This window comes from Leptospira wolffii serovar Khorat str. Khorat-H2 (genome assembly GCF_000306115.2).
In the GTDB taxonomy this organism is placed as follows: Bacteria; Spirochaetota; Leptospiria; order Leptospirales; family Leptospiraceae; genus Leptospira_B; species Leptospira_B wolffii.
The window spans coordinates 638,601-663,776 of sequence record NZ_AKWX02000007.1 but is presented as its reverse complement, the minus strand read 5'-3'; the positions used below and the strand labels follow the sequence as shown (position 1 = coordinate 663,776).

Below are 25,176 nucleotides of genomic sequence, written 5' to 3'. Positions count from 1 at the left end.
GAGAATCTTCCGGTGGCACCTTCTTCCCAAAGACTAAAGTTGGAGAAGTTTCAGGACCGAATTCGGTTTCATATTGGCTTGCACTAACATCGCCGTACCACTCTGCACGAGTATTTGTTTTGTAGTTAGCGTAACCATTTCCTCCGCCATATCCGCGTCCCGAATTCTAGACTCGGAGGCTTGCATATTTTCGTATGCAGCCATGAGCCCCTTTGCGGAATATTCGAGCCTGTTAAAATAAGCCCCCATATCCGCCCTCTGTTTCATGATCTTTCCGAGCGCGGCGTCGGCTAAGCCGATCACGTCGTTCGCTTCCCCAGGAGAAGAAACCGCAATGGGTCTGCCGTCAGCCTTGGTCAGCTTTAACGCCCGGGAAGTCATGGTTCCAATGAAGAACCTCTCCCTTTGGTTCTGGTTCGGTCCCATATGGAACCACATAGAAGCTCTTTTAGAACCTCTTGCGAAATCTCCTTCGAACAATTTGAATCGGTTGAACTCCGCTTGGGAAGCAATCCGATCCACCTCGTCGACTAAAGCGGAAACTTCCACCTGAACCAACTGTCTGTCTTCGGGGCTGTAGATTCCATTCGAGGTTTGGATGGCCAAAACCCGGATTCTTTGGATGATGTCCGAGGTCTGCTGGAGGAAACCCTCAGCAGTCTGGATGAAACTCATCCCGTCTTCCGTATTCCTCTCCGCTTGCCTCAGACCGTTGATTTGGGTCCGAAGTTTCTCGGAGACAGCCAAACCAGAAGCGTCGTCGCCGGCGGAGTTGATCCTCATACCGGACGATAAAGCTTTCATGGTTTTATCCACAGCTTGCTCGTTGAACTTCAGAGAGCGATGAGAGTTCACCGCGCTCAGGTTGTGATTGATAATCATCCTACACTCCTTGTAGAGATTTCCGGAGGATCTCCCTATCCTCCGATCGGACATGGTCTGTCCGGTGCTCCGGGATGGACCCGGTCGGACCACCCGACAGGCCATATTCTCCCGAGGAGGAATGGATGTTTATCTACACTGATTACATAAGATTACTCTTATATAGTACCGCCCTTTTATACGTTCAACGAGTCACGAGTCTATTCGACCCGGGTTCTTTGGTTCTTAGGAAATTCTTCCTAAAAAAGGAACCGGAAAAAGATTGGGATAATTATTCGAGTCAAGTCCCCAGTATTTTTCCCGTGCCTCTTTTTAGGTGCTCAGACAAAGATAGCCGCTTACGCGGCTTCGAATCTAAACTCAAAAGATTCCCGGTGCGGGAGCATTGCTGCCCCCGCTGCCGGAAAGTCCTAATTACCTAAGTAACTGGAGGACGGACTGAGGTCTTACGTTAGCCTGAGCTAACATAGCAGTACCGGACTGAACCAGGATCTGGTTCTTAGTGAACGATACAGTTTCCTCTGCCATATCCGCGTCCCTGATTCTCGACTCTGAAGCTTGGATGTTCTCGTAAGCTACCATCAGGCCTTTAGAAGCATGCTCTAAACGGTTGAAGTAAGCTCCGAGGTTTGCTCTTTGTTTGTTGATTTTCATTAACGCATCGTCCAAAAGTCCGATTGCGTCGTTCGCCCACTCTGCAGTGGAGAGAGTCAACAGAGAGCCGTCAGCTTTGATCAAGTTCAAGGCTTTAGCGGTCATCGTTGCGATATAAACCCGTTCCCTCTGGTGCTGGTTCGGTCCGATGTGGAACCACATAGACGCGGTTCTTGATCCACGGGCGAAATCGCCTTGGAGCAATGCCATCTTATTGAACTCTGCTTGGGAGGAAATGCGATCGATCTCGTCAACGAGCTGAGAAACTTCCACTTGGATCATTTGGCGGTCTTCGGCGCCGTAGATACCGTTAGAAGATTGGATGGCAAGTACGCGGATCCTTTGGATGATATCGTTAGTTTCCTGCAGATACCCTTCCGTAGTTTGGATCAGGGACATACCGTCCTCGGTGTTTCTCTCCGCTTGGCGAAGTCCTTTCACCTGAGTTCTCATCTTCTCGGAAACGGCAAGACCGGAAGCGTCGTCACCGGCACGGTTGATACGCATACCGGAAGAGAGAGCCTCCATGTTTTTCGCCACTTCGTTGTTCTGGAACTTCAGAACGCGGTGGGAGTTAATCGCGGCTAAGTTGTGGTTAATGATCATGAGTTTCCTCCTTGAAACTGATCATGAGCCCGGCGTCCGTGCCGGGTTCTTGTGCGTTGGTTTGGTTTTGGTCTTTTTCTATTTTTATAAATGAAGGATCGAAAATCCGGGAAATATCCTAGAATTCCTCGAGTTTCCTTCAGATATATCTTCGGAGATGGGATAGGCAGGGATTAATTCTTACGTTTTTGATTAAAATTAGCGATTTTAGATTAAATTCGCTAATTTTCGTCTGTTTTCAGGCTTTCAGGATCGAAGGAGGGAAAGATTTTTTGCAGAAAAAATTCTTCTTTTTTGGGCTCATCTAAAACTTCGAACGATTCGCGAAATTCCCTAAGCACTTTTTTTAGAATTCTTCCGAAAGCGGAAAGGCTGGATCTCATCACCCTTCCCCTCCCGATCCCCTTATGAATTTCTTTCCTTACTCCTTCTCATATCCCCTACGGAAAGAATCAGAAGATAGGCGAGAACCAGCCCCAAAGACATGAGCCCCAGGACTCCTGCTAATCTTGGGCTACCGATCACTTTTCCTAGAAAGTCCAACGAGTCCAAAAGAAGGGACCTGGGATTTTCTAAAACATCCCAACTGTTCCAACGATAGAATCTGCCGATACAAATTCCCAACGAAGTGATAGGTGCCACCGAGAGAATGAAAAGCCATCCGCTGCGGACGCCGATTCTTTCGCTCAGGATCAGATGGATCATTCTTAAGGAAATCAAACCAGCAAAGAAACCGCTCCAGGCAAAGGAAAATATCAATAATATATCGAACCAAATCGGTATGGAATGCCTGGCTCGTAAGTGGATGAAATCCGTTACTATATAAGGCGAGTTAGGAAAGAATATGAACCAGACACACAATAAGCCGAAGAAGAAAATTCCGATTCTTCCTCCTCTCCAAAGATAATATAAATAGGAGAAATAGGACACGACGACCGGCACGATCGCTAAGAATAAATTCCAGACTAAAAAAAGAAAGCTTCTCTCCTGGGATACGATCATCCGTGCTATCAAAAGAAGAACGCTAAATCCGCAGGATAGAAAAAGTACGGACAGTTGGGATAAAAAAGGAATACGAAGGAGTAAATTCATAATGGCTCCGTTTGATTGAAATATACAGAAAGAGGTCCCAAGCAAGACGGCCGACGCCCCTTGCGGAACCTCTTCCCAAATTAGAAAATCTCTTTCCCGCTTATTAAGCGAGAGCCTTCTCCTTGGACCCGAAGGAATACCAATCGATCTTCCTAGTCAGATGCATGAGAAGCGCTAAGAGAAGGAAGACTGCGACGGATCCTAAAAGGAGCGCGTTGTCTTCGGAAGAAAGTATCACATACAGGAAAGAATACAGTCCTGCATAATATCCTCCCGCAAGTAGTCCCCTCTTAAGACTCTGGAGTACGGAGCCTGCATAATACGAGATCAAACCGGAGACTGCCAAAGATGCCGCAAGATAAGCGAACCCGAATCCTAGATGCTCCGATAAGGAAAGAGTCAAGACATAGAAGACTACCATTGCGGTTCCTATCATCAGATATTGTAAAGGATGCAGTATCTTGCCTCCGAATATTTCCAAAAGGAAGAATAACGTAAAACTTGTGGCCAAGAACAGGATGGCATATTTCAAAGACCTCTCCAATTTCAAATAATGGTCCACGGGAAGAATAAGACGTACTCCGTATCCGGACATCTCCATAGTTTCCATGAGCCCGCGATTCATATAAGGAATCACTTGCGGATAATTTCTGGCAAAGTAAGAGGATTCCCAAACCGCTTGAAACCCGTTGTCCGTGATCGTTCTTTCCCTGGGCAATAGGGAACCTTCGAAGGACGGATCCTTCCAGTCGGAAGAAATTTTAATCGAACTGTCTTTTCCCAATGGGACGAAGGAAACGGATTCGGATCCTTTCAAAGGCATTTGGATTTGGAAAGATAGAGAAGATTCACGCTTAGAAAGATCCAAATCCGTATACAACCCGGATGGAATATAAGGAGAAGAGGATCCCGGTTGGAACGATTTCTCTTTTCCGGACCAGGCCAACTGGATCGCGTTTCCGATTCCTTTAGGATCGCTAACGGAAACGATCAATTTTGCCTCTTCCCAACCGATTCGTTCGGTTCTACTCGGAAAATCGTTTCTTGTCGGAGCTTTGAATTCTCCTCGGATTTTTACGTTTCCCCCGTATAGAACGGCTTCGTAAATTCCCCGCTTTCTTTTCTCCGCCTTTAGATCCGACTCCACATTTAGGGTTTCCGGTAAAAAATAGACCTCTCCTTCTTCTGCGACTTCTTCGGCATCCTCTCCCTTCTTCTTTTCCTTATACAATTTATAAGGGACCACAAGGAAAGGGCCTGCCACAATTTGAGGAGAACCCCATTTGCTTCCCATCTCTAGAAGGGCTTCTCTCGCACGGTCCTGCCTTTCGGATACGAGTCCCCCTACCATTGCGAGAGGGACAAGGAACCCTACGAGCATAACGCCTAATATAAGAATCCTAAGATTCACTGAAGTTTGTATTTTGAACATGGCTCACTCCTGACCGAAAGTATCTCTCCCTTTCGTGTGGACATTATGAGCCGATTGTGAGGACGGGGTGAGGATCCTTATCCGATAGAGATTTTATGGAATAGAATACGGGCGATCACCCCTCTGGATTCTGTATTCTTGATCTCCACTTCAGAATCATGTAGTCTAGCGATTTCCAAAACGAACGCAAGTCCGAGTCCGGAACTTTTCCTTCCGGTATCGGGGCGAGGTAAAGAATAGAATCTCTCGTAAATCCGAGCCAATGCGTATTCCGGAATTCCCTCCCCTTCGTCTCTCACCTCCCAAAAGCCCAAGCCGTTCTCTATCCCGCAGGTGACCCGGATTTTAGAACCGCGAGGAGAAAAATCCAGGGCATTCTGCACCAAATTCCTTAAGGCCATGCTTAGGAAGAGCCGATTCCCTTCTAGGAATACCGGAACCGTATGCGATTCTAATATAATATTTTTTCGAATCGCTTCCGGTTGCAGAGAAGAGACCGTCTCCTTTAGGATTTCGGAAAGATCCAAATCGGGAGTCTTATCCAAACTGGAAACGTTCTCGAGTGCGCTAAGTTCCAATAATTTTTCTATAATCGTTTGGATTCTTTTTCCTTCCAATTGGATATTATTGAGCAAGGACTCCAAACGTTTCGGATCCTCGGAGATCAGTTCTACGGAAGCGAGTAATGAGGAAAGAGGGCTTTTGATTTCATGAGTCAAGGACTGGACGTAATTTTCTACGTATTCCTTTCCCGCAAGTTCCCGGACCAATTGGTCCATTCTTTCTCCCAAGTCTCGGATCTCTGGAACTCCGATCTTCGGAAAAGGAACTCTTTTCTCTTCTCTCAAATCGGATACGTATTCGGATAATTTTCGAATCGGAGAAAAGATAAAATACACAACGCTCAAGAATAGGATAACGATGGATAGGGCTACGAATAGGCTTAGGTCCCAAAATTTTTCCCGAGCGGTTTCTATGAACGGTATCACGCTATTCTTAGGTTTGATGACTGTGAGTACTCCGATCGTCTTTCCGAATCTACGGATCGGAGCGGCGATAAATAAGGCTCCTTCCGGATCCGAAGCGGATAATTTACTGGACCGAGCGCCGTATTTTCCTCTCAGAGTCAAATACACGTCGTTCATACGAGAGTAATTCTCTCCCTTACGCATTCCTTCCGAATCGAAGATTACGATTCCCTTATCATCCGTGACATACACTTGCAAGTCCACATTATTCTTAGTCACCGCAAAGATTCAAGAAGTGAGGGTTCTTCGCTTCGCATTCTGAAAAATATGGGAAAGGAATCGATCCGAGATTTCGGCCAAGGAAAAAGAAGGATGCTTGGAAATCTCCTCTTCTAGGAGAGCGGAAAGTAGATGAGCCGTATCGTTTATGGATTCCTCGACGGTTTCCATATAACGGGGACGAATGGACTCTTCGATCTTATCTACGAAATAGTAGTATCCGATCGAAAAGACAAAAAAAAACCGATTACGATTCGGAACCAAAGACTCATAGCGTTTCCTTTAGACCGTATCCCTGGCCTCTCCTAGTCTCAATCGGATCCAAATCGGGTCGGATTTCCTTGAGTCGGAAGCGCAGATTCTTGATTACCGTGTCCACCGCCCGATCGAAACTTTCCTCGGGTTCGGTCCATACCAGATCCATGATTTCCTCTCTAGTGAAAATTCTTCCCCTTCTCTTTAGGAAAAGAACCAGTGTTTTGTATTCGTAGGGCGTTAGAGTTAGAGCTTTCCCGAAATAATGTATGGTTTTACGATCTTCGTCCGCAAAAAAATCGTTCGGTTTCTCTTGGGATTTAACGTCATATCTACGGAGGACCGCGCGGATTCTTGCCGTCAATTCTCTAGGACTAAACGGTTTTACCATATAATCGTCCGCACCCAACTCCAATCCGAGGATTCGATCCAATTCGGATTCTCTCGCCGTCAAAAGAATCACGGGTGTGGAATATTTCTTTCTTAGCTCTTTTAAAATTTCAAATCCGTTAGAATCGGGCAAACCCACGTCCAAAACGAGTAAGTCGGGAGATTCTTTTAGAAGAGTAAGACAATCCGTTCCGGTCATCGCGGTCAACATACGGAAGCCTTCGGATTCCAGAACGATACGTATCGTATCTAGTATGCCCGGCTCGTCTTCTGTGACCAGAATCGTCCTAGATAAGTTCATTCAAAAAAAGGGAAATTGAAACTCCCGTTTAGGAAAGGAAAATTTTTTACTTCGATCGACTTTCCCATTTTTTTTCCTAAAATCCGGAAATCGGTTTGCATATCCTAGTTCTGGATCGATACTTTGCGATTGTTTCAGCGAACCGCATTACATTATGAGCCAACCTAAAACAAAAAAAGACACCCAAGATTTACACGAACTCTATCGACAGATGCTTCTGATCCGACGCTTTGAAGAGGCTTCCGCAAAAGCCTATAGCATGGGTAAAATCGGCGGCTTCTGTCATTTATACATCGGTCAAGAAGCCGTAGGCGTAGGGGCTATCTCCGCACTGGAAGCAAAGGATTATATCGTTTCCACTTATAGGGATCACGGACACGCTTTGGCAAGAGGATTGGAACCTAAGTCTCTCATGGCCGAACTATTCGGAAAACGAACAGGAATCGTAAAAGGCAACGGGGGCTCCATGCACTTTTTCGATAAGAACAAAAATTTCATGGGTGGTCACGGAATCGTAGGAGGACATATCTCTCTAGCAGCCGGGATCGCCTACGCTTCCAAATATAGAAACGACGGTGCGGTCACACTCTGCTTTTTCGGAGAAGGAGCGGCCAATATAGGATCCTTTCACGAAGGAATGAATCTCGCGGCCATCTGGAAATTACCGTTAGTAATGATCTGTGAGAATAATCATTACGCCATGGGAACTCCGGAATACCGCGCACTTTCCGTCAAAGACGTATCCGTTCGGGCCACAGCTTACGATATAGCGAGAGATCATATAGAAGGCGACGAAGTTCGCAAAGTTCGAGACCACGTGAAAGTCGCAGTTGAAAGAGCGAGAAGAGGAGAAGGTCCTACTCTTATGGAGATCTCGACCTATAGATTCCGCGGACACTCCATGTCGGATCCCGCCAAATACAGAACCAAAGAAGAATTAGAAAAGTATAAACAAGGAGACCCTCTCGTCCGAGCCGAAAAAGAGTTGGTCGCCGCAGGATGGGCGCATGAAGAGCTGACTCAAATGGACGAGAATATCGCCAAGCTGATCGAGGAATCCGTGGACTTCGCAGAAAAAAGCGAGGAACCGCCTCTGGGATGGCTTTATAAACACGTTTATGCGGAGAATGTATAATGGCCGTACTCACTTATAGAGAAGCTCTAAACCGGGCCATGACCGAAGAAATGGAAAAGGACCCGAATATCTTTCTCATGGGAGAAGAGGTAGGCCATTACGAGGGAGCCTATAAGGTTTCCCAAGGTATGCTTACCAAATTCGGAGAAAAAAGAGTCATAGATACTCCTATCTCGGAGAACGGCTTTGCGGGAGTAGGAATCGGCGCGGCAATGGTCGGGCTTAGACCCATCATAGAATTCATGACCTGGAATTTCTCTCTTGTAGCCATTGATCAAATCATCAACTCCGCAGCCAAAATGAATTATATGAGCGCCGGACAATTTCCCATTCCCATCGTTTTTCGAGGCGCGGGAGGAGCGGGAGGCAGACTCGCGGCCCAACATTCCCAATCTTTCGAGAGTTGGTACGCTCATATTCCAGGCTTAAAAGTCTTGGCTCCTTACACCCCTTCCGACGCTTACGGCTTGCTCAAGACATCCATTCGCGACAATAATCCCACCATTTTCATAGAAAGCGAAGTATTATACGGAACTAAAGGGGAAGTCGCGGAAGGAGAATTTTCCATCCCGATGGGAAAGGCTGACATCAAAAGAGAAGGAACCCAGCTTACGATCATCAGCTGGTCGAGAGCACTGATGTACGTCCTGCCTGCGGCGGAAAAGCTCGCCAAGGAAGGAATTTCCGTAGAAGTCCTGGACTTAAGGAGCATTCGGCCCTTGGACGAAGAAGCCATTCTCGCATCCGTTAGAAAGACGAATCGGGCACTCATTGTGGAAGAAGGATGGAATGTGGCCGGATTCGGAGCACAGGTAGCCTACCAAATACAAAAGGATGCTTTCGATTATCTGGACGCACCGGTGGAAAGAATCACCCAGGAAGACGTCCCTATGCCGTATGCGGCCAACCTGGAAAAACTTTCCCTCCCGAGCGAGGATAAGATAATCCGAAAAGTCAGAGAAATGATTAAATAATTCATAATAATTGAATATTATAATATTATACTTAGGCAATATTTATGGCAAAAATATCCGAAATGACCCAGCTCAGCCCCACGATGTCCGAGGGAGTTCTGGTTAAATGGCTCAAGAAAAAGGGCGACTCCGTGAACCCGGGCGAAGCCATCGCGGAGGTGGAAACGGATAAGGCCGTCATGGAAATGGAGGCCTTCGATTCGGGCGTGCTTTTGGAAATCATAGCCCAGGAAGGAGCGAAGCTTCCTGTAGGAGCCCCGGTTGCTATCATCGGCAAGGCGGGGGAAGATATCTCGGCTCTTCTTACGGAAGCGAAATCCAGATCGGCCCCCTCCCCTTCTTCCGCTAGCTCGCCCTCGCTCCCACCGTCTCCTCCCCCCGCGGAGAAAAAGATGGAAACCAAAACCGAATCGATCCCTTCGGAAAAATTCGTTTCTAAGGAGCCGGAAAGAGAAAACTCTATCCAAAATCCGAGTAGAGGACTTTCTCCTTCAGCCGTCGAGGGTAGAATCAAAGCTTCTCCGTTAGCGCGCAAACTTGCCGAAGACTCCGGAGTAGATCTATCCAGAATACGCGGAACCGGCCCGGAAGGAAGGATTCTCAAAAGAGATATAGAATCCGGAATCCCTGCTTTCCTCTCCCCAGCTTCTCCTTTCTTAGAAGCCAATTTTCAGGAGGAGAAATTACCGATCTCGGGAATGAGAAGAACCATAGCTTCCAGACTCGTTCACTCCAAAACCCACCAACCTCATTTTTATTTGGATATGGAGATAGATGCGGAACCCCTAGTACAACTTAGGGAGAATTTTAATTCGGATCTGAAAGCCTCCGGAGAGGAAATCAAACTAAGCTTAAACGATTTTATCATTCGTGCCTCGGCTCTTTCTTTGCGTAAGGTTCCGGAAGTGAATTCCTCTTGGAGAGAGGATCATATTCTCAAACACGGAAGAGTGGATGTGGGAGTCGCAGTATCCATCGAGGGTGGACTCATCACTCCGTATGTGAGGAATGCGGATCTTAAGACGGTTTTAGAAATAGGAAGAACGGTAAAAGAACTTGCCTCCCGTGCAAGGGAACGAAAACTCAAACCCGAAGAGTTTTCGGACGGAACCTTTACTGTCTCCAATCTGGGAATGTTCGGCATCGATCGATTTGCCGCGGTTATCAACGAACCGGAAGCGGCCATTCTTGCAATTGGAAACGTTGTTTCCAAGCCAGTAATCAAAAACGGCGCTATCGTTCCCGGTAAGACCCTATCCGTGTGCTTGTCCTGCGACCACAGAGTCGTGGACGGAGCGGTGGGAGCCGGATGGCTGGAGATATTTAAGAATTTCCTGGAGCATCCCCTCCGTTTACTCGCATAATATTTTCATTATACCGGGGACTTACGGTGGAAAAAGACTCCAAACTCCAGACTCGCGACCAAAAGGTAAAAAAGGCCGCTATGCTTTTGCTTTCCTTAGACAAGGACGCCGCGGCAAAGGCATTAGCCCAATTGGACGAGAAGCTGATCGAAGAAATCGTTCAAGAAATGGCCAAGATCAAGGCGGTCTCTAAGTCCGAGAAAGAGGAAGCGTTACTGGACTTTCAGGGTTCCTTAAAGGAACTAGCGGGAGAATCCAGGGGCGGAATCGACACTGCAAGAGAGCTACTTTACCAATCTCTGGGTAAGGAAAAATCGGAAAGCATATTAGGAAAACTAGATAGAAAGGATACTGAAGAGGATTTTTCCTTTCTAAACGACGCAGAACCCCAAACGCTTGCTCATCTTCTCGCTCCGGAGCATACCCAAACGATCGCCGTCACCCTGGCCTTCCTTCATCCTAAGAAAGCGGCCGAGACTTTGAAATTTTTGCCTAAGGAAATCCAAAGTAAGGTCGCGGTCCGACTCGCCAACACCACCAAAACCCATCCCGACGCGATACGCCAAATAGCCAAAGTTCTGAAGAAAAAATACGAACAAAGGGATAAATCGGAATTCAGCGAAGCAGGTGGAGCAGAAGCTCTGGCAAGCATCCTGAATCATATGGACAAATCCTTGGAAGAAACCATCCTTAAGGAACTGGAGGAGCATTCTCCGGAATTGGCTTCTCAGGTTAGGGAGAAACTCTATACCTTCGAGGACATTTTACTACTCAACTCCAAGGAAATGCGCATCCTGATCAACAGATTGGGAGGAGACGATTTGATCGCAATCGCCTTACGAGGAGCAGGAGATCAGATCAAGGCGCACTTCTTCGAAGCTATGTCTAAGAACAGAGCCAACGATATTCTGGAAAGTATGGAGATTCGCGGGAAAGTAACCCTGAAAGAAATCACGGACGCAAGGAATGGTATTCTTACAGTCTTACGGGATTTGGAAGAGATTGGAGAGATCATCTTGAAAAAGGATTCGGAAGAATTTATTTGAAACGGAGCTGATGCTCATTCTGAATGCTTCCGCGTTCTTCATGAGTCAGGTAGGGACTCGCCGCTACGCAATTCGCCATCGTGGCGAATTTGGCTCCACGGCGTCTTTTGCTCGCGCTGCGCCTTCCGTGGCTTGCGACGCAATCACTACGCTCCCTACGGGTCGCTAGATTGGCTCTCGAGCAAAAGCTTCGAGTCCCGTCAGCTCTAGTTTACTTGTTTTTGGGGGATTATTTCGGAGCTGACGGGACTCGAACCCGCGACATCCTGCGTGACAGGCAGGCACTCTAACCAGCTGAGCTACAGCTCCTCAATGAAGATCATGATTTCTGTTGGGGCCAGGGGGTCAATCTGTTTTAGGAAAAAGGGATGAATTTTTAAGTCCCTTCCTTAGCCTCTCCCATAGAACGATTTTTCCCTCGAAACGGCCGAACAAAGATGCTCCACGAAAAAAAACCTAAGGATCTTTTGGAAGACAGGGTATTCACCGTTTCCAATTTCCTATCGGTATCCAGAGTTTTACTTCTTCCTTTTTTTATCCAATTCACAAGAAAGCATATGGAATCACCTCGCAACGGAGAATATCTATATCTTGCGATCGGCACCTGCGTGTTAGCGGTTCTCACCGATTATCTTGACGGATTTCTCGCCAGACTCTTAAGCCAGGAATCGGTTTTAGGAAAATACTTGGATCCGATCTGCGATAAGATTGTGACTATCGGCGGATTATCCGTGATCGTTCACTACTACCAATTCCCTCTTTGGATCCTGATCGTTTACATCTTAAGAGAAACCCTAGGAGTTTGGCTGGGAGGATTTCTCTATTTAAAAAGAGGAATCCAAGGAAAACCGAATTGGTGGGGTAAAATCGGGGTGGGCCTTGTGGCTGCAACCGTTCTTTGGTACATGACTCTTCCCGTGATTGGCCCAGGTCTACCCACCGATCATTTCTTCCTGCATCCTGAATTTTCCGGGTATTTGTTAGTTCTGATTCTTTCCTTGGGAATCGTAGCCTATGCCAGACGCTATTGGGATATCGTATTCCATCCGGAGCGTTTCGTTCTGGATCCCGAAGACAAAAAGCAGAAGAAAAAATACCAATTGGTCTGATTCGCAATACTATTTTGAATTTCCTTGACACCGCTCGGCCCTCACCCATTCTGTCAATCGCAACCGCTCGGGTGGTGGAATTGGTAGACACGCAAGCTTGAGGTGCTTGTGCCGGTTCGGTGTAGGGGTTCGAGTCCCCTCTCGAGCAATCAGGTTGCATCAGAATTAGCCCCTCGCCTCGGAAATTTAGCTCCTCGGTACGAATTATATGGCATCCAGCCCTCTTTCCGTTAAAGAATTCTTAGATAAGACCAAGCTAGTTTCTTACGGATTCTTCGGACTACTTCTGCTTCTTTTGGTTCTATTCTTCTCAGCTCCTTTTCTTCTAGTTTCTAAAGCGGATTCCAAGAAGTCGGACGCGATCATCGTAGAGGCCATAGAGACCGGAAAAAAAGACAAGTTCAAGCAAGCTGCGGCTCTTTACAAAAAGGGACTCGCTCCTACGATTCTTGTGCTCTATTATCCTGCGGGTGCTGAGTCTGATTTGGGAATCGGAGCGGATCTGGTCCCTTCTATCCAGACCTATCTGACTTCCTTAGGCGTAGAGGAGAATAAAATTCTAATCTACACGGTCGCTTCCGGTCCCCAGGATTTTCCTAAGACTCTTCTGAAAATCGCATTGGACAGACAATGGAAGACTTTCCTTCTCATTGGTAAGGAATACGATTCCGCCACCCTACTCCGTTTATACAGGGGAGTTTTGGAACCGGCGGAAATTTACATCGCTGTATCCAAGGTTCCGGAAGGAATCTCCGCCTCGGATTGGTTTCTCAAACCCAAGAGCCTGGAGTCCGTTTTAGGAAGGCTCGCTAAGCATTTATATCTCATATTATTAGGAAATTAGAATGTCTCAAGATCAGAAAGAAACGAACGAACTCATTCAACAAAGGATCCAAAAGGTAAACGAGCTCAAGAGCAAGGGCTTGGACCCCTATCCGGTTCGTTTTTTTCCGGATTCGGATTCGGCGGGATTGATCGAAGGTTTCGCCAAAAATCCTACCGGCTCCGACAAAAAGTTCCTACTCGGCGGAAGATTACATTCCAAAAGAGTAATGGGTAAGGCGAGCTTCGCGCACTTGAAGGACAGATCCGGTGTCATCCAACTCTATGCGACGAGAGACGATTTGGGAGAAGACTCGTATTCCCTTTTCAAAACCCTGGACCTAGGCGATCTAATCGGAGTCGAAGGTTATCTTTTCCAAACCCAAAAAGGAGAAACGACTCTTCATCTCACTTCCGTTACCCTTCTTGCGAAATGTATCCGCCCTCTTCCCGTCGTAAAGGAAAAAGACGGTGTTGTTTACGACGCATTCGCGGATGTGGAACAGAGATATCGTATGAGATATGTGGATCTCGTAGTGAACGATCACGTCCGAGATACCTTTATCACCAGAAGTAGAATCGTCTCCGAGATCCGAAACTTCCTTACTTCCGAGGGATTCTTGGAAGTGGAAACTCCCATGATGCAACCCATTGCGGGAGGTGCCGCGGCGAGACCCTTCGTTACGCATCACAATACTCTCGATATGCAATTGTTCCTACGGATCGCTCCCGAATTATATCTCAAAAGATTGATCGTAGGAGGACTGGATCGGGTCTTCGAGTTGAACCGGAATTTCAGAAATGAAGGCATCTCCACCAAACACAATCCCGAATTCACCATGATGGAAGCCTATATGGCTTACGGAGACATGGGAAAAATGCTGGAGTTAACCGAAAAACTCATCACCACAGTCGCGTCCAAAATCTGCGGATCCTTAAAGATTAAGTACGGTAAAGACATGGTGGATCTCACTCCTCCTTGGAGAAGAGTGAAATACGTGGATATCATCAAGGAATACTCCGGAATCGATTTCTCCCAAGTGAAAACTTTAGAAGAAGCCAAGGAAAAAGCGTCTTCGGTAAAAGTGGACGCAAGCAAATGCACTTCCATTTGGAAAGTGGCCGACGAGGTTTTCTCCGAAAAGGCGGAACCGAATCTGATCCAACCTGTATTCGTTACGGATTATCCGAAAGAGCTTTCTCCTCTCGCTAAATCGGATCCTAATAATCCGGATTATGTGGAAAGATTCGAACCTTATATCGTAGGAAGAGAAATCGGAAACGCATTCTCCGAGTTGAATGATCCGTTCGACCAGAAAGAGAGGTTCGAAGAACAGGTAAAACAAAGAGAAGCGGGCGACGACGAGGCGTTTATGATGGACGAGGATTATATCCGAGCCCTGGAATACGGAATGCCGCCTACCGGAGGACTCGGAATCGGAATCGATCGATTGGTGATGTTACTCACGGATTCCCATTCTATCCGTGATACCATCCTGTTCCCACTGATGCGGCCGGAATAATCGGCCGCTCGGAAATCATTTTAATGATTTGTGATGCTCAATTTTGCCTGGGCGTCTATTCTTTCCTTTAAATCCTTTAACTTGGATTTCAAACTCTCCGCATCGGAAACATTCAGAGCGAGAGTGGTCGTATTGTCCCGGGAAGAAAAGCTGAACTGAATTTCCTTAGCGGCTAATACCTTATCCACGATCTCGGAAGGTAGAATGGAAACCACTCTCACCGTATCCCCATAATCCGTAGAAGTCTTTCGTAAATTATGCCAGGTCTGGTCCAACTTGATTGAGATTCCGATTGGAAAACTCTCCTCGAAGGAACTCACGTAGTATTCTACGAAAAGCGGTTTCTCCCCCGTTTTATTGTTTAGGATTCCCTTAAAATTCAGGGATCCGGATTTGCCCAGACTACAAAGCCAGGAAGAAGGACAAACGGCTCCGGAACGAAATAGAGTCTGCTCCACCACAGGCTCGGGGAGAATCTGAACCCTTGCCGAACAGGAAGCGAAAAAGAAAAATGCGAACAGAAGCAAAATGGAAATTTTCCAAAAGACGGATCGGGAAATTGGCATGGGTCGAATCGACCTCCGAATAAGGGTTTCCTCCCATTCTGACCCGGTTGCTCCAAAGGTGAAGTAAAAAATCCGTTTTCAGCGAAGAGGCGGACGGGTTCCATGGCCATAGAACTATGATTTCCTACCCAAAAGAAAAGATCAATGTGCTACTCTTGGAAAACGTCCACCAAGACGCCTTTCAGCTATTCCAAAACGACGGTTTCAACGTCCGGCTGCTTCCCCAAGCCCTTAGCGAAGAGGAACTTTTAAAAGAGATAGAGAACGTTCACGTTTTGGGAATACGAAGCAAGACCAATATCACTCCTCCCGTATTGAATAAGGCCAAAAGACTCATGACGATCGGTTGTTTCTGCATAGGAACCAATCAGGTCAATCTGATCGAAGCTGAGAAAAAAGGAGTCCCCGTCTTCAACGCGCCCTACTCCAATACCAGATCCGTTGCAGAATTGGTAATTGCGGAAATCGTAATGTTAGCCAGGAGGGTTCCGGATCATATCCGAAACACCCACGGCGGAATCTGGAATAAAATCTCCAAGAATTGTTTCGAGGTCCGAGGTAAGACCCTAGGAATCGTAGGCTACGGACATATCGGTAGCCAAGTTTCCGTACTTGCCGAAGCCATGGGACTGAAAGTCATTTATTACGATGTTCAAACCGTTCTTCCCTTGGGAAATGCAAGTCCAGTAGGTTCCTACGAAGAGCTTCTCGCGAAAGCAGACTTTCTAACCTTTCATGTTCCCGAAACTCCGGAGACAATGAATCTCTACGGCAAAAAAGAGATCGCACTCAGCAAGAAAGGCGCCTATGTCATCAACCTTTCCAGAGGAAAAGTGTTGGATCTAGAGGCTTTGGCGGAAGGAATCAAGGCAGGTCATATCGCAGGAGCGGGGATCGACGTATTTCCGGAAGAACCGGAATCCAATAACGATCCTTTCATCACTCCCATCCAAAATTTGCAAAACGTTATTCTAACTCCGCATATCGGAGGCTCCACGGAAGAAGCTCAGAAGAATATCGGATCGGAAGTCGCGAATAAACTGATAAAATTCATAAATAACGGTTCGACCACTTTCGCGGTGAATTTCCCCAATCTGGAATTGACTCCGATCCCTCAGGGAATGTATCGAATCCTAAACGTTCACAAGAACCAGCCCGGATTCTTGAAGGATATCAACAGTCTCGTTTCCGAGATCGGTGCGAATATCAGCTCCCAACATCTGGGAACCAGCGCGGAAATCGGTTATCTCTCTATGGTCATTAATATGAGTGTTGGAGACGAATTGAAGGAAAGAATCGAAAAACATCCGGGCTCCATTAAGACTCGGATCCTGTACTGATTCCTTGAGTTTCGCTTAGATCAGATATTTCAATTTGTATTGGCGAGGAGAAAGAATTTTCGCCCTTGCGAATACTCCGATTACGAGTAAATCGGTGTCTCCGGTAAGTAATAATTCCGCCTCCGAATATTCCGCCAAGTGCAGAACGGGATTGTTGTTCGGATCTTTACAAACTGTGGGCGGTTTCCCTTTCGGTTCCAGGATTGTGGCTCCGGTTTTCAAGTGACTTAAAATTTCCCGAAAGTCCTTGGGCTTCATTTTGAATTTAGACAAGCACTTGTCCCGGAATTCCTCCAAGATCCAAGGGGATAGAATGATCTCGTGCCTAAGCCAGATATGCTAGAACACCTCGGCAGTGTATCCCTGGAAAAGGTAGTTGGAAAGCAGTACGTTCGTATCCAGGACGATTTTCACGAAATATCTTTATAGATAATCCTCTTCGCTAAGATATCCGGCTTTTTCCGCGTATTGTTTGGCTTTTCCTCTCAATCTCTTAGCTTCGCTCAAGAAGAAATATTGTCTCAATGCCTTTTGGATCACTTCGCTTTTGGAAATATTTTCTTGGACGGAAAAACGAACCAATAAGGAATCTAAATCCGTATCCAGGCTGACCGAGACGACTTTTCTCATAAGGAATACCTGTAATACAGAGTAATAAGATAAAAAGAAAATGAAAAAAAAAGATCAAAATCGGCGGAAAAGCGATTCTTAGATTCTTAGCATAGGGAAGGTCCATTTCGCTTAATAAAAAGACAGATCTTTCCTGAGAAAAATCATACTGGGAATCCTCACTAAACTGCTGCAAATATCCGGTTCAATCCGCTCATCTTCCTTTAGTATCGCCAGCTTCTATTTTCATGAACAAAGCATCTATTATAATGGATAGAGACGTAATATTATAATCAATTTCTTTCCAAATTCCCGCTATAGATTGAATGAAAGCGGACTTGGCATGGATTTTGCTTAAATAAGGTCAGAATGCTCTGATTCTCCGAAATTCCGGCTCGTTCCCCTTTCTCGGGATCGTAAAAGGATCTTAATCGGAACGTAAGCGAAGGTTCTTAGAATTTAGGAAGCAATCGGGAGGCCCGCCATGAAATACAATAGAATTCCCTCCACCCTGAATGTTGGTATTCAGATCATCGACAACTCTAAATTGAGGATAGCCGAGAACGTTCTTGTAGGAATCGTTCACAGGACGGAGATCCCTTTCGATCCGGGCACCAACCTCGCCGTAAAAGTGGGAATGCTCAGCGTTTCCGGTTCCATCGATATTCCTATGAAGGTCATCAAATGCGATCGGATTTCCGAATCGGAATACGATCTATTCCTGAATTATACCGAAAAGGATTTCGATAAGATTCGCGAAATCGAGGAATTGATCCAAGATCTGGCCTGAATCGGTAAGAATCGGATTGAATAAGCCGGGAATCTTTTCCCGGCTACTCGTCTCGTCGTTTTGCAAAGAAAAGCAAAACGAATACTTTATTTTCCTTAGGCTACGAATAGGTCGGCTTTTTGGATCATGGTCAGGGGAACTTTTGTGGGACTGGATTTTTCAGGGAAGTATACGATCTCCTCGCCGATCAATCTGCGATTCTTATCCAATTCGATCACGGATCCGTCTTTCAAATGTAGAATGATATCGATTCCTCTATAGTTTACGTATCTTTCCATTTGCTCTTTGAATTTGCTGCTGACCATGTTCGCTCCTAACGACAAAACGTTGGAAGGAGAGTAAGCTTCCCCTAGGAAAGTACAAGTTTTTTTTATCTTTTTATTAGAAATTTTTTATGTCTCGGAAAAAATCCGTACTAAACGAATGTGTACAGAATTAACGTTAGACGAAATTAAAAAGTACGAAAGAAATATTTACTTCAAATTCGTTACGTAGAAACTCTTCAGCAATTCTTCCAAGGCATCGGGACGATCGTGATGCATATTATGACCTGCGTCGGCAATTTCCTCATATCTTAAATTCTTAATATGAGAGAACACCTCCTTGGAGTCGTCCAAAGGAAGGTTTGTTTTTTGTCCGTAGATCACCATGACGGGACAGGAAATCGTTTCCCAAAGATGGCGTGTGAATTGAGGGCTCAAAAAAACGGGAGGGCCGTTTTTATAGGAAGGATCGCTTTTCCAAATAAAACCGTCTTCTGTGGGCTTGATTAAGGTCTCCGTAATCTTTAAGAGTCTATCAAAAGGGAGTCGAGGATAAACGGGAGCGAGCCTGGAAGCGGCTTCTTCTATACTCTTAAAACTTTTCTGGCGTTTTCTTTCCTTTCCAGCCAGACTGATTTCCCAATTTTCCAGCCAAGAAAGAAACCTTCTTCTTTCCTTTTCGGGATCTTGGAGAGAACTGAATCCTTCCAAACAAACCAGGGTTTCCACCCGATCCGGATACAATCCTGAAATTCTGGACCCAAGCCCTCCTCCCATGGAATGACCCAGGATATGGAATTTTTTGGGAAGATAAGCCTGGATAAAACTTTTCGTATCCAATAAGGGAAGTAGAAAATGATAGAACCCTTCTCTCAGCCATTCTGAATCTCCGTGACCCCGATAATCGAAACGGTATAGATCGAAATACTGGGATAGAAATTCTTCCTGGAAAAGAAAGGTCCGGGAAGAATCCATGAAGCCATGCAATAATAGGAGCGCTCTCCCCTTCCCGTTATCTCTCTTGGCATACGAGAGTTTATAACCTCCGGATTCGAAAAATCCCGATTCGGTCTCCTTCCCTATCTTAACTGGATCGCTCATTTTTTCCCCGAGGTCATTCTCCGTAAAAAGCGGAGATTGAAAACCATTCCTTACCGTCTGCATCTATTTCCGGAGGAGAAATTTTCCGAATTCGTTCGTGATCCCAACCATTTTCTCCCTCGAAATGCCCGAGTAGTTCCTCCAGAAATTCCAAAATCTCCCGGTTACGATCGGTACCGTAGGGAGAAAGCGCTTTCGTTTCGCCGAGAGAAAGGAATTTCTCTCTGGCCTTTTCCGCCTGCATCCTCGCTCCTCTCGGATTTGGCTTTACAAAAATCTTATTGAGAGAAATCGCAAGTTGGATCCAACCATGGAATAATAATCTTCTCGGCCCGACTTCCTTTTTCCATTGGAACTCGAATACCTCGTGCAATTCGAAATATCTTCCCGAACCGTACAAGTTCCGCCCCTCCTGCCAGGCATAATCGAAGGTTTCGTCGGCGGAAGGATTACCGCGGATTCGATCCAATATCGCTATTATTTCAGGATCGAATTCCATGCTCTCCCCAGTGTTTAGAGGATATCTTAGGCCAAGGGTTACGAAACAAGGGCAGAATATCGTCTACATAGTACCTTCTTCTCATTCCTAATAGAACGGATCCGTGGGAGAGAAGAGAGGCCAGATGAGAAACCATGAGAGAGGAAAGGCTTTTCGGGGGATTCGGATTCGGGAACCTTTCCGACAGATTCTCATATAAGGAGGAAAGCTTCTCTTCTCCCCTTTGCCTTAAGACTTCGGAGAGTCTGGGTAGGGTCGCATTCAGAATTCCAATATATTCTTCCGCATCCGCTTTTCCCGATTCAGAATGGATCCGGTCGATCGTCTTTCGGAGTTCCGGGATCCAGGATCTTTCCAGAAGAATTTGGAATTGCTCTTCCGTTTGTATTCTATCCCCATATTCCGACCAAAGACCGGAAAGAGAAGGAAGTCCTTCGGAATCTTCTAATCTTTCTATGATTGCGGCCTCTGAGGAGAAGTTTTGTAGTACCTTCGACAAATCCGGTTCTTTTTCACCGGGAGAATAGGAAAGACGCAACATTCCGATTCCTTCTCGGAAAGAATTCAAGGGTCGATTGATTAGAGGGAGGAGCGTATTTTCCTCGCATAGATCCAGTATCGTTCTTCCTTCGGAATTCTTATTCCGCAGAAATCCGTCTTCATACCAATTGCCCGGGAATTGTACGATGGCAAAACCATGCTCTTCTCCCCCGGCTTCCTTTGCCATTTGTAGTACCTTCGACAAATAAGTATGAGTGAAACGGTCCTCGGGTACTGGAAATGTATTACTGGAGATTCCGTAGTATCTAATTTTCCCCTCTTTACGTGCCCTTTCCAGAAAACCGAATGCAGTTCGGATCCTCCGGTAGTATTCTTCCCTAGCTTCTTCTCTTCGCTGTCCTTTCTTCTCCTCTAACATCAGATAATATTCGGGATTATGCAAAAGGAATCCGTCGATCGTAAAAACTCCGAGACGCTTTCGGGATCTTTCCAATTGGTCCTCCAAAAAATCCGGAGATATGCAATGGAAGAGTCCGTTCTGATATCTTGTGATTTCCGAAAATCCCCTACCTTCTTTTTCCCGAGCCTCTAGGACTCTTAAATTTCTGCCCTGTATATAACCGGCCTTGGTCACTATAAATATTTTCTTACGGAATTCTCTCTTCTCTTCCGCTTTTTGCGAGAGTATATCTCCCACCAAACCTTCCGCCTCTCCGTCTCCATAATTGGCGGATACATCGACTATATTGACCCCGGATTCTAGAGAATATTCCAAAGCCTCCCTATGCTCCGGGTCGGATAAACCGATCCTATATCCTCCGAAACCTACCCGAGAAATCCGAAGTCCTCGGAAGGAAAAATATCCGGACCCGGAAGTCTCGGGTCCCTCTGAAACGGAAAACGAACCTTCTTGCAATCGGTTCCGGTATAAAGACTGAAAAGGATCCTGGGTCTGCATTCTTCTAAACTTTCCGTATTTGATTCTTAGTGACGCTTTCGGCACCGCACCAAATGAGACCGATTCTTAGCGACTTGATCCGAGCCGGTCTGTCGCATTTTCGAAGTCTCCGTTTCCGAAATCTCGGCCCGAGTTTCTCATTTCCCACTTAAATGTCCATTTTTTGTCTTTTCGCCTAAAAGTGCTTTTCGTCCTGACCTGTTTTTTTATCCTATTTTGTAGGAGCTAAGGAGAACGTTTGTTCTTTTTCCTGGCCCCTTCTTCAACAAATCGATGACTTCTTCCCATGATCCTTACAGGAGATTTTGAATGGATTTTCAGGCTGGATATCTAAGGTCTTCCATCGGTAGAAAAACTATCGTTGCGATTACCGGAATCATTTTCTTCGGCTTTGTATTCGTACATATGCTGGGGAACCTCCAGATCTTCCAGGAACCGGATAAGATTAATACTTATGCCGAGTTTCTGCAGAGCTTGGGCGGGCTACTTTGGCTGGCTCGAGGAATTCTTTTGGTCGCTTTCGTTTTACACGTGTTCTATGCGATCCAATTGTCTATTGAAAACAAACAGGCTCGTCCGGTCGGCTACGTAAAACCAAGCACGATCCAGGCTACCCTTTCTTCCCGCTATATGGCACTTACGGGCTCCGTAATCCTGGCCTTCGTAATCTACCATCTTCTGCATTTCACCTTCGGTAAAATTCAGCCGGAAAATTACGCTCTCCAGGAAATGATCGGGGATAAGTCCAGACATGACGTATATTCCATGATCGTTTTAGGATTTAAGAATATATACGTGTCCGCATCCTATATCTTCGCGATGCTTCTTTTGGCCTTCCACTTGAGACACGGAGTAGCAAGTGTATTCCAAACCTTAGGTTTAAATACTCCCTTCTGGGCTCCCAAATTGAACGCATTTGCGATCCTATACGCACTGACCATTTTCATCGGCAATACATCTATGCCTGTTGCCGTACTTCTTAACTTCGTAAAAGTTTCGGGAGCGCAATAATCATGAGTTTAGATTCCAAAATCCCTTCGGGTCCCTTGGAAAAGAAATGGGACGACTATAAATCCCATATCAAACTGGTAAACCCCGCCAATAAAAGAAAATACACCGTAATCGTAATCGGAACCGGACTCGCCGGAGGTTCCGCATCCGCGACTCTCGCAGAGTTGGGTTACAACGTTAAAACTTTCTGCTTCCAAGATAGCCCTAGACGAGCTCACTCCATCGCGGCTCAGGGCGGTATCAACGCCGCAAAGAACTACCAAAACGACGGAGACTCGGTTTATCGTCTGTTCTATGACACCATTAAAGGTGGAGACTTCCGCGCGAGAGAAGCGAACGTTTATCGCTTGGCCCAAGTATCCGCGAACATCATCGACCAATGCGTGGCGCAAGGTGTTCCTTTTGCTCGCGAATACGGCGGACATTTGGACAACCGATCTTTCGGTGGAGCCCAAGTTTCCCGTACATTCTACGCGAAAGGCCAGACCGGACAGCAGCTTCTACTCGGAGCCTACTCCGCCCTTTCCCGTCAAATCGGACTCGGAAACGTGAAAATGTATCCTAGAACCGAGATGTTGGACCTGGTCGTAGTAGACGGTCACGCAAAAGGAGTGGTCATTCGGGATCTGGTCACCGGCAAGGTAACCGTACACGCAGCGGATGCAGTGGTCCTCGCTTCCGGCGGTTATGGAAACGTATTCTATCTTTCCACGAACGCAAAAGGATCTAACGTAACCGCGACCTTCCGCGCCTATAAAAAAGGCGCATTCTTCGCGAATCCTTGCTACACGCAAATTCACCCTACTTGTATCCCCGTTTCCGGAGACCACCAATCCAAATTGACTCTGATGTCCGAATCCCTACGGAACGACGGTCGTATCTGGGTTCCTAAGAAGAAGGGAGACACTCGTAATCCTGCGGATATACCGGAGAGTGAAAGAGATTATTATCTGGAAAGAAAATATCCAAGTTATGGAAACCTTTGTCCTCGAGACATCGCATCTCGTTCCGCGAAAGAAGTCTGCGACGCAGGATTCGGAGTAGGACCGGGAGGCCAAGGTGTATATCTGGACTTCTCCTCTGCGATCAATCGTTTGGGAGAACATACGATCGCGGAAAGATACGGAAACCTCTTCCAGATGTACGAACAAATCACCGGAGAAAATCCTTACAAGGTTCCGATGAGAATCTACCCTGCCGTTCACTATACCATGGGCGGTCTCTGGGTGGATTATAATCTGATGAGCAATCTTCCCGGCCTATTCGTGATCGGTGAAGCCAACTTCTCCGACCATGGAGCCAACCGATTGGGTGCCTCCGCGCTCATGCAAGGCCTAGCAGACGGTTACTTCGTTCTACCTTACACCATCGGAAATTATCTGGCCGAAGTAGGATTTGGAAAAACTCCTTCCATCGACCACTCCGAATTCAAGAAGGCGGAAACGGACGCAAACGCCCAACTCAATAAGTTTCTTTCCATCAAAGGAAAACGAACCGTCGACTCTTTCCACAGAGAACTCGGAAAACTCATGTGGGACAATTGCGGTATGGCGAGAGACGAGAAGGGCTTAAAAGAAGCCCTAGTCAAAATTCCGCAAATCCGCGAAGAATTCTGGCAAAATGTAAACGTGCCCGGTTCCGGATCTGAGTTAAATCAATCCCTGGAAAAAGCGGGAAGAGTTGCGGACTTTTTGGAATTTGGAGAACTACTCTGCTTGGATGCTCTCACTCGGGAAGAATCCTGCGGAGGACATTTCCGCACCGAGCACCAAATGGACGACGGAGAAGCGAAGCGTAACGACGACAAATTCTGCCATGCAACCGCTTGGGAATGGAAAGGAGTCGGAGCTAAACCCGTGGAGCATAGAGAGAAACTCGAGTTCGAAAACATTAAACTCGCCACTAGGAGTTACAAATAATGGATCTCAAATTAAAAGTCTGGAGACAGAAAAACTCCCAGGAGAAAGGCAAAATCGTAAATTACGACGCCAAAGACGTTTCTCCCGATATGTCCTTCTTAGAAATGTTGGATGTGGTCAACGAAGAGCTGATCACCAAAGGAGACGATCCGATCGCTTTCGAACACGATTGCAGAGAAGGTATCTGCGGCTCCTGCAATATCATGATCAACGGGGAGGCTCACGGTCCTCTTCCGGGAGTCACAACCTGCCAGTTGCATATGCGTAGCTTCAAGGACGGAGATACGATCTTCTTGGAGCCTTGGAGAGCCAAGGCATTCCCGGTTATCAAAGATCTGGTCGTAGATCGAAGCGGTTTCGATAGAATCATCCAAGCCGGAGGTTTCGTTAGCATCAATACCGGAGGAGCTCCGGATGCGAACGCTCTTCCCATTCCTAAAAAGGATGCGGACGTGGCCATGGATGCGGCTACCTGTATCGGTTGCGGAGCATGCGTCGCTTCTTGTAAGAACGCTTCCGCGATGTTATTCGTTTCCGCAAAAGTTTCCCATCTTGCACTTCTTCCTCAAGGACAGGTCGAGAAGAAAGAGCGTGTAAAGAACATGGTAAACGCTATGGACAAGGAAGGATTCGGAAATTGCACCAACCAATACGAATGCGAAGCCGCTTGTCCTAAGGATATCAAAGCGGATTTCATCCGAGTCCTGAACAAAGAGTACATTCTTTCCTGATCCGTTAAGATCGAAGAGATGTTTAGATAAACCCTCGGACTTAAGAACCCGAGGGT

The 25,176-nt window shown here is 46.4% G+C and carries 24 protein-coding genes, 2 tRNA genes and 1 pseudogene; 13 read left to right on the top strand and 14 right to left on the bottom strand.

Features of this window, described 5'->3' with window-relative positions; all coding sequences use genetic code 11:
- Positions 1–33 precede the first annotated feature (33 nt).
- The 6 genes and pseudogenes from LEP1GSC061_RS07320 to LEP1GSC061_RS07295 all read right to left on the bottom strand — a co-directional run bounded on the left by LEP1GSC061_RS07320 (position 34) and on the right by LEP1GSC061_RS07295 (position 6,859).
- The gene (locus LEP1GSC061_RS07320) at positions 34–882 is read right to left on the bottom strand and encodes a flagellin N-terminal helical domain-containing protein (RefSeq protein ID WP_040508246.1); all 849 of its coding nucleotides are present in this window, start codon (positions 880–882) and stop codon (positions 34–36) included.
- A gap of 414 nt (positions 883–1,296) precedes the next feature.
- Complete coding sequence (locus LEP1GSC061_RS07315; RefSeq protein WP_040508121.1) at positions 1,297–2,142, bottom strand: flagellin N-terminal helical domain-containing protein; 846 nt, start codon at positions 2,140–2,142, stop codon at positions 1,297–1,299.
- A gap of 405 nt (positions 2,143–2,547) precedes the next feature.
- Positions 2,548–3,234: a DUF1361 domain-containing protein gene (locus tag LEP1GSC061_RS07310; protein WP_016544651.1), complete on the bottom strand. Its 687-nt coding sequence runs from the start codon at positions 3,232–3,234 to the stop codon at positions 2,548–2,550.
- Between the two features lie 103 nt (positions 3,235–3,337).
- Positions 3,338–4,666, bottom strand: coding sequence for a cell envelope integrity protein CreD (gene creD / locus LEP1GSC061_RS07305; protein ID WP_016544764.1), 1,329 nt, complete (start codon positions 4,664–4,666; stop codon positions 3,338–3,340).
- Positions 4,667–4,743: 77 nt separating this feature from the next.
- Positions 4,744–6,084 (bottom strand): annotated as a pseudogene (gene creC / locus LEP1GSC061_RS07300) (two-component system sensor histidine kinase CreC).
- Between the two features lie 97 nt (positions 6,085–6,181).
- Entirely contained in the window at positions 6,182–6,859 is a 678-nt protein-coding gene (locus tag LEP1GSC061_RS07295; RefSeq protein ID WP_016544219.1) for a response regulator, read from the bottom strand.
- A gap of 151 nt (positions 6,860–7,010) precedes the next feature.
- Here LEP1GSC061_RS07295 and pdhA point away from each other — a divergent pair, with 151 nt between their 5' ends.
- The 4 genes from pdhA to fliG are packed head-to-tail and all read left to right on the top strand — an operon-like array spanning position 7,011 to position 11,378.
- Positions 7,011–7,994, top strand: coding sequence for a pyruvate dehydrogenase (acetyl-transferring) E1 component subunit alpha (gene pdhA, locus LEP1GSC061_RS07290; RefSeq protein WP_198014251.1), 984 nt, complete (start codon positions 7,011–7,013; stop codon positions 7,992–7,994).
- Positions 7,994–8,968: a pyruvate dehydrogenase complex E1 component subunit beta gene (locus tag LEP1GSC061_RS07285; protein ID WP_016544889.1), complete on the top strand. Its 975-nt coding sequence runs from the start codon at positions 7,994–7,996 to the stop codon at positions 8,966–8,968. The genes pdhA and LEP1GSC061_RS07285 overlap by 1 nt, the downstream gene beginning before the upstream one ends.
- Positions 8,969–9,012: 44 nt before the next feature.
- Positions 9,013–10,332, top strand: coding sequence for a pyruvate dehydrogenase complex dihydrolipoamide acetyltransferase (locus LEP1GSC061_RS07280; RefSeq protein WP_016545023.1), 1,320 nt, complete (start codon positions 9,013–9,015; stop codon positions 10,330–10,332).
- A gap of 26 nt (positions 10,333–10,358) precedes the next feature.
- A complete protein-coding gene (gene fliG, locus LEP1GSC061_RS07275; RefSeq protein ID WP_016544632.1) occupies positions 10,359–11,378 on the top strand; it encodes a flagellar motor switch protein FliG in 1,020 nt (339 codons plus the stop codon).
- Positions 11,379–11,613: 235 nt separating this feature from the next.
- On the opposite strand, the gene LEP1GSC061_RS07270 is transcribed toward fliG, so the two are convergent.
- A tRNA-Asp gene (locus LEP1GSC061_RS07270) sits at positions 11,614–11,687 on the bottom strand.
- Positions 11,688–11,815: 128 nt separating this feature from the next.
- Between LEP1GSC061_RS07270 and LEP1GSC061_RS07265 the strand changes: the two genes are divergently transcribed.
- The 4 genes from LEP1GSC061_RS07265 to lysS all read left to right on the top strand — a co-directional run bounded on the left by LEP1GSC061_RS07265 (position 11,816) and on the right by lysS (position 14,832).
- Positions 11,816–12,487 (top strand): CDP-alcohol phosphatidyltransferase family protein, encoded by a 672-nt coding sequence (locus tag LEP1GSC061_RS07265; RefSeq protein ID WP_016544737.1) that lies wholly within the window; start codon positions 11,816–11,818, stop codon positions 12,485–12,487.
- 65 nt (positions 12,488–12,552) lie between these two features.
- Positions 12,553–12,635, top strand: a tRNA-Leu gene (locus tag LEP1GSC061_RS07260).
- Between the two features lie 60 nt (positions 12,636–12,695).
- Entirely contained in the window at positions 12,696–13,331 is a 636-nt protein-coding gene (locus LEP1GSC061_RS07255; protein ID WP_016544369.1) for a hypothetical protein, read from the top strand.
- Between the two features lies 1 nt (position 13,332).
- Positions 13,333–14,832, top strand: coding sequence for a lysine--tRNA ligase (lysS, locus tag LEP1GSC061_RS07250; RefSeq protein ID WP_016544242.1), 1,500 nt, complete (start codon positions 13,333–13,335; stop codon positions 14,830–14,832).
- Between the two features lie 20 nt (positions 14,833–14,852).
- Here lysS and LEP1GSC061_RS07245 read toward each other — a convergent pair whose 3' ends face one another.
- Positions 14,853–15,398 carry a hypothetical protein gene (locus LEP1GSC061_RS07245; protein WP_016545059.1) on the bottom strand — a complete coding sequence of 182 codons (546 nt, stop codon included), beginning with the start codon at positions 15,396–15,398 and terminating at the stop codon, positions 14,853–14,855.
- Between the two features lie 116 nt (positions 15,399–15,514).
- Here LEP1GSC061_RS07245 and serA point away from each other — a divergent pair, with 116 nt between their 5' ends.
- Positions 15,515–16,738 (top strand): phosphoglycerate dehydrogenase, encoded by a 1,224-nt coding sequence (gene serA / locus LEP1GSC061_RS07240; protein ID WP_016544985.1) that lies wholly within the window; start codon positions 15,515–15,517, stop codon positions 16,736–16,738.
- 15 nt (positions 16,739–16,753) lie between these two features.
- Here the strand turns inward: serA and LEP1GSC061_RS21825 are convergent, their stop codons facing one another.
- Together LEP1GSC061_RS21825 and LEP1GSC061_RS07230 are read right to left on the bottom strand one after the other, a co-directional pair.
- On the bottom strand, positions 16,754–17,053 hold the full coding sequence (locus LEP1GSC061_RS21825; protein ID WP_269571854.1) for a putative toxin-antitoxin system toxin component, PIN family: 300 nt from the start codon (positions 17,051–17,053) through the stop codon (positions 16,754–16,756).
- Positions 17,054–17,161: 108 nt separating this feature from the next.
- The gene (locus tag LEP1GSC061_RS07230) at positions 17,162–17,368 is read right to left on the bottom strand and encodes a ribbon-helix-helix domain-containing protein (protein WP_016544672.1); all 207 of its coding nucleotides are present in this window, start codon (positions 17,366–17,368) and stop codon (positions 17,162–17,164) included.
- A 463-nt stretch (positions 17,369–17,831) separates the two neighbouring features.
- On the opposite strand from LEP1GSC061_RS07230, the gene LEP1GSC061_RS07225 reads away from it, so the two are divergent.
- Positions 17,832–18,137, top strand: a complete 306-nt coding sequence (locus tag LEP1GSC061_RS07225; RefSeq protein WP_016544833.1) for a hypothetical protein — start codon at positions 17,832–17,834, stop codon at positions 18,135–18,137.
- Positions 18,138–18,232: 95 nt separating this feature from the next.
- Here LEP1GSC061_RS07225 and LEP1GSC061_RS07220 read toward each other — a convergent pair whose 3' ends face one another.
- The 4 genes from LEP1GSC061_RS07220 to LEP1GSC061_RS07205 all read right to left on the bottom strand — a co-directional run bounded on the left by LEP1GSC061_RS07220 (position 18,233) and on the right by LEP1GSC061_RS07205 (position 21,459).
- Positions 18,233–18,442 carry a hypothetical protein gene (locus LEP1GSC061_RS07220; RefSeq protein ID WP_016544757.1) on the bottom strand — a complete coding sequence of 70 codons (210 nt, stop codon included), beginning with the start codon at positions 18,440–18,442 and terminating at the stop codon, positions 18,233–18,235.
- 168 nt (positions 18,443–18,610) lie between these two features.
- Positions 18,611–19,501: an alpha/beta fold hydrolase gene (locus LEP1GSC061_RS07215; RefSeq protein WP_016544698.1), complete on the bottom strand. Its 891-nt coding sequence runs from the start codon at positions 19,499–19,501 to the stop codon at positions 18,611–18,613.
- A gap of 13 nt (positions 19,502–19,514) precedes the next feature.
- Entirely contained in the window at positions 19,515–20,000 is a 486-nt protein-coding gene (locus tag LEP1GSC061_RS07210; RefSeq protein WP_016545004.1) for a DUF309 domain-containing protein, read from the bottom strand.
- The gene (locus tag LEP1GSC061_RS07205; RefSeq protein WP_016544993.1) at positions 19,984–21,459 is read right to left on the bottom strand and encodes an aldo/keto reductase; all 1,476 of its coding nucleotides are present in this window, start codon (positions 21,457–21,459) and stop codon (positions 19,984–19,986) included. The genes LEP1GSC061_RS07210 and LEP1GSC061_RS07205 overlap by 17 nt, the downstream gene beginning before the upstream one ends.
- Positions 21,460–21,768: 309 nt before the next feature.
- Here LEP1GSC061_RS07205 and LEP1GSC061_RS07200 point away from each other — a divergent pair, with 309 nt between their 5' ends.
- The 3 genes from LEP1GSC061_RS07200 to LEP1GSC061_RS07190 are packed head-to-tail and all read left to right on the top strand — an operon-like array spanning position 21,769 to position 25,120.
- Positions 21,769–22,470: a succinate dehydrogenase cytochrome b subunit gene (locus LEP1GSC061_RS07200; protein ID WP_016544294.1), complete on the top strand. Its 702-nt coding sequence runs from the start codon at positions 21,769–21,771 to the stop codon at positions 22,468–22,470.
- Between the two features lie 2 nt (positions 22,471–22,472).
- A complete protein-coding gene (locus LEP1GSC061_RS07195) occupies positions 22,473–24,389 on the top strand; it encodes a fumarate reductase/succinate dehydrogenase flavoprotein subunit (protein ID WP_016544396.1) in 1,917 nt (638 codons plus the stop codon).
- Positions 24,389–25,120 carry a succinate dehydrogenase/fumarate reductase iron-sulfur subunit gene (locus LEP1GSC061_RS07190; protein ID WP_016544511.1) on the top strand — a complete coding sequence of 244 codons (732 nt, stop codon included), beginning with the start codon at positions 24,389–24,391 and terminating at the stop codon, positions 25,118–25,120. Before LEP1GSC061_RS07195 ends, LEP1GSC061_RS07190 begins: the two co-directional genes overlap by 1 nt.
- Positions 25,121–25,176: the final 56 nt, after the last annotated feature.

Bases quoted from the DNA above. Each gene is read 5' to 3' on its own strand.
- LEP1GSC061_RS07320 (WP_040508246.1), bottom strand. From the start codon at position 882: ATGATTATCAATCACAACCTGAGCGCGGTGAACTCTCATCGCTCTCTG.
- LEP1GSC061_RS07315 (WP_040508121.1), bottom strand. From the start codon at position 2,142: ATGATCATTAACCACAACTTAGCCGCGATTAACTCCCACCGCGTTCTG.
- LEP1GSC061_RS07310 (WP_016544651.1), bottom strand. From the start codon at position 3,234: ATGAATTTACTCCTTCGTATTCCTTTTTTATCCCAACTGTCCGTACTT.
- creD (WP_016544764.1), bottom strand. From the start codon at position 4,666: ATGTTCAAAATACAAACTTCAGTGAATCTTAGGATTCTTATATTAGGC.
- LEP1GSC061_RS07295 (WP_016544219.1), bottom strand. From the start codon at position 6,859: ATGAACTTATCTAGGACGATTCTGGTCACAGAAGACGAGCCGGGCATA.
- LEP1GSC061_RS07285 (WP_016544889.1), top strand. From the start codon at position 7,994: ATGGCCGTACTCACTTATAGAGAAGCTCTAAACCGGGCCATGACCGAA.
- LEP1GSC061_RS07280 (WP_016545023.1), top strand. From the start codon at position 9,013: ATGGCAAAAATATCCGAAATGACCCAGCTCAGCCCCACGATGTCCGAG.
- LEP1GSC061_RS07265 (WP_016544737.1), top strand. From the start codon at position 11,816: ATGCTCCACGAAAAAAAACCTAAGGATCTTTTGGAAGACAGGGTATTC.
- LEP1GSC061_RS07255 (WP_016544369.1), top strand. From the start codon at position 12,696: ATGGCATCCAGCCCTCTTTCCGTTAAAGAATTCTTAGATAAGACCAAG.
- lysS (WP_016544242.1), top strand. From the start codon at position 13,333: ATGTCTCAAGATCAGAAAGAAACGAACGAACTCATTCAACAAAGGATC.
- LEP1GSC061_RS07245 (WP_016545059.1), bottom strand. From the start codon at position 15,398: ATGCCAATTTCCCGATCCGTCTTTTGGAAAATTTCCATTTTGCTTCTG.
- serA (WP_016544985.1), top strand. From the start codon at position 15,515: ATGATTTCCTACCCAAAAGAAAAGATCAATGTGCTACTCTTGGAAAAC.
- LEP1GSC061_RS07230 (WP_016544672.1), bottom strand. From the start codon at position 17,368: ATGAGAAAAGTCGTCTCGGTCAGCCTGGATACGGATTTAGATTCCTTA.
- LEP1GSC061_RS07225 (WP_016544833.1), top strand. From the start codon at position 17,832: ATGAAATACAATAGAATTCCCTCCACCCTGAATGTTGGTATTCAGATC.
- LEP1GSC061_RS07220 (WP_016544757.1), bottom strand. From the start codon at position 18,442: ATGGTCAGCAGCAAATTCAAAGAGCAAATGGAAAGATACGTAAACTAT.
- LEP1GSC061_RS07215 (WP_016544698.1), bottom strand. From the start codon at position 19,501: ATGAGCGATCCAGTTAAGATAGGGAAGGAGACCGAATCGGGATTTTTC.
- LEP1GSC061_RS07210 (WP_016545004.1), bottom strand. From the start codon at position 20,000: ATGGAATTCGATCCTGAAATAATAGCGATATTGGATCGAATCCGCGGT.
- LEP1GSC061_RS07205 (WP_016544993.1), bottom strand. From the start codon at position 21,459: ATGCAGACCCAGGATCCTTTTCAGTCTTTATACCGGAACCGATTGCAA.
- LEP1GSC061_RS07200 (WP_016544294.1), top strand. From the start codon at position 21,769: ATGGATTTTCAGGCTGGATATCTAAGGTCTTCCATCGGTAGAAAAACT.
- LEP1GSC061_RS07195 (WP_016544396.1), top strand. From the start codon at position 22,473: ATGAGTTTAGATTCCAAAATCCCTTCGGGTCCCTTGGAAAAGAAATGG.
- LEP1GSC061_RS07190 (WP_016544511.1), top strand. From the start codon at position 24,389: ATGGATCTCAAATTAAAAGTCTGGAGACAGAAAAACTCCCAGGAGAAA.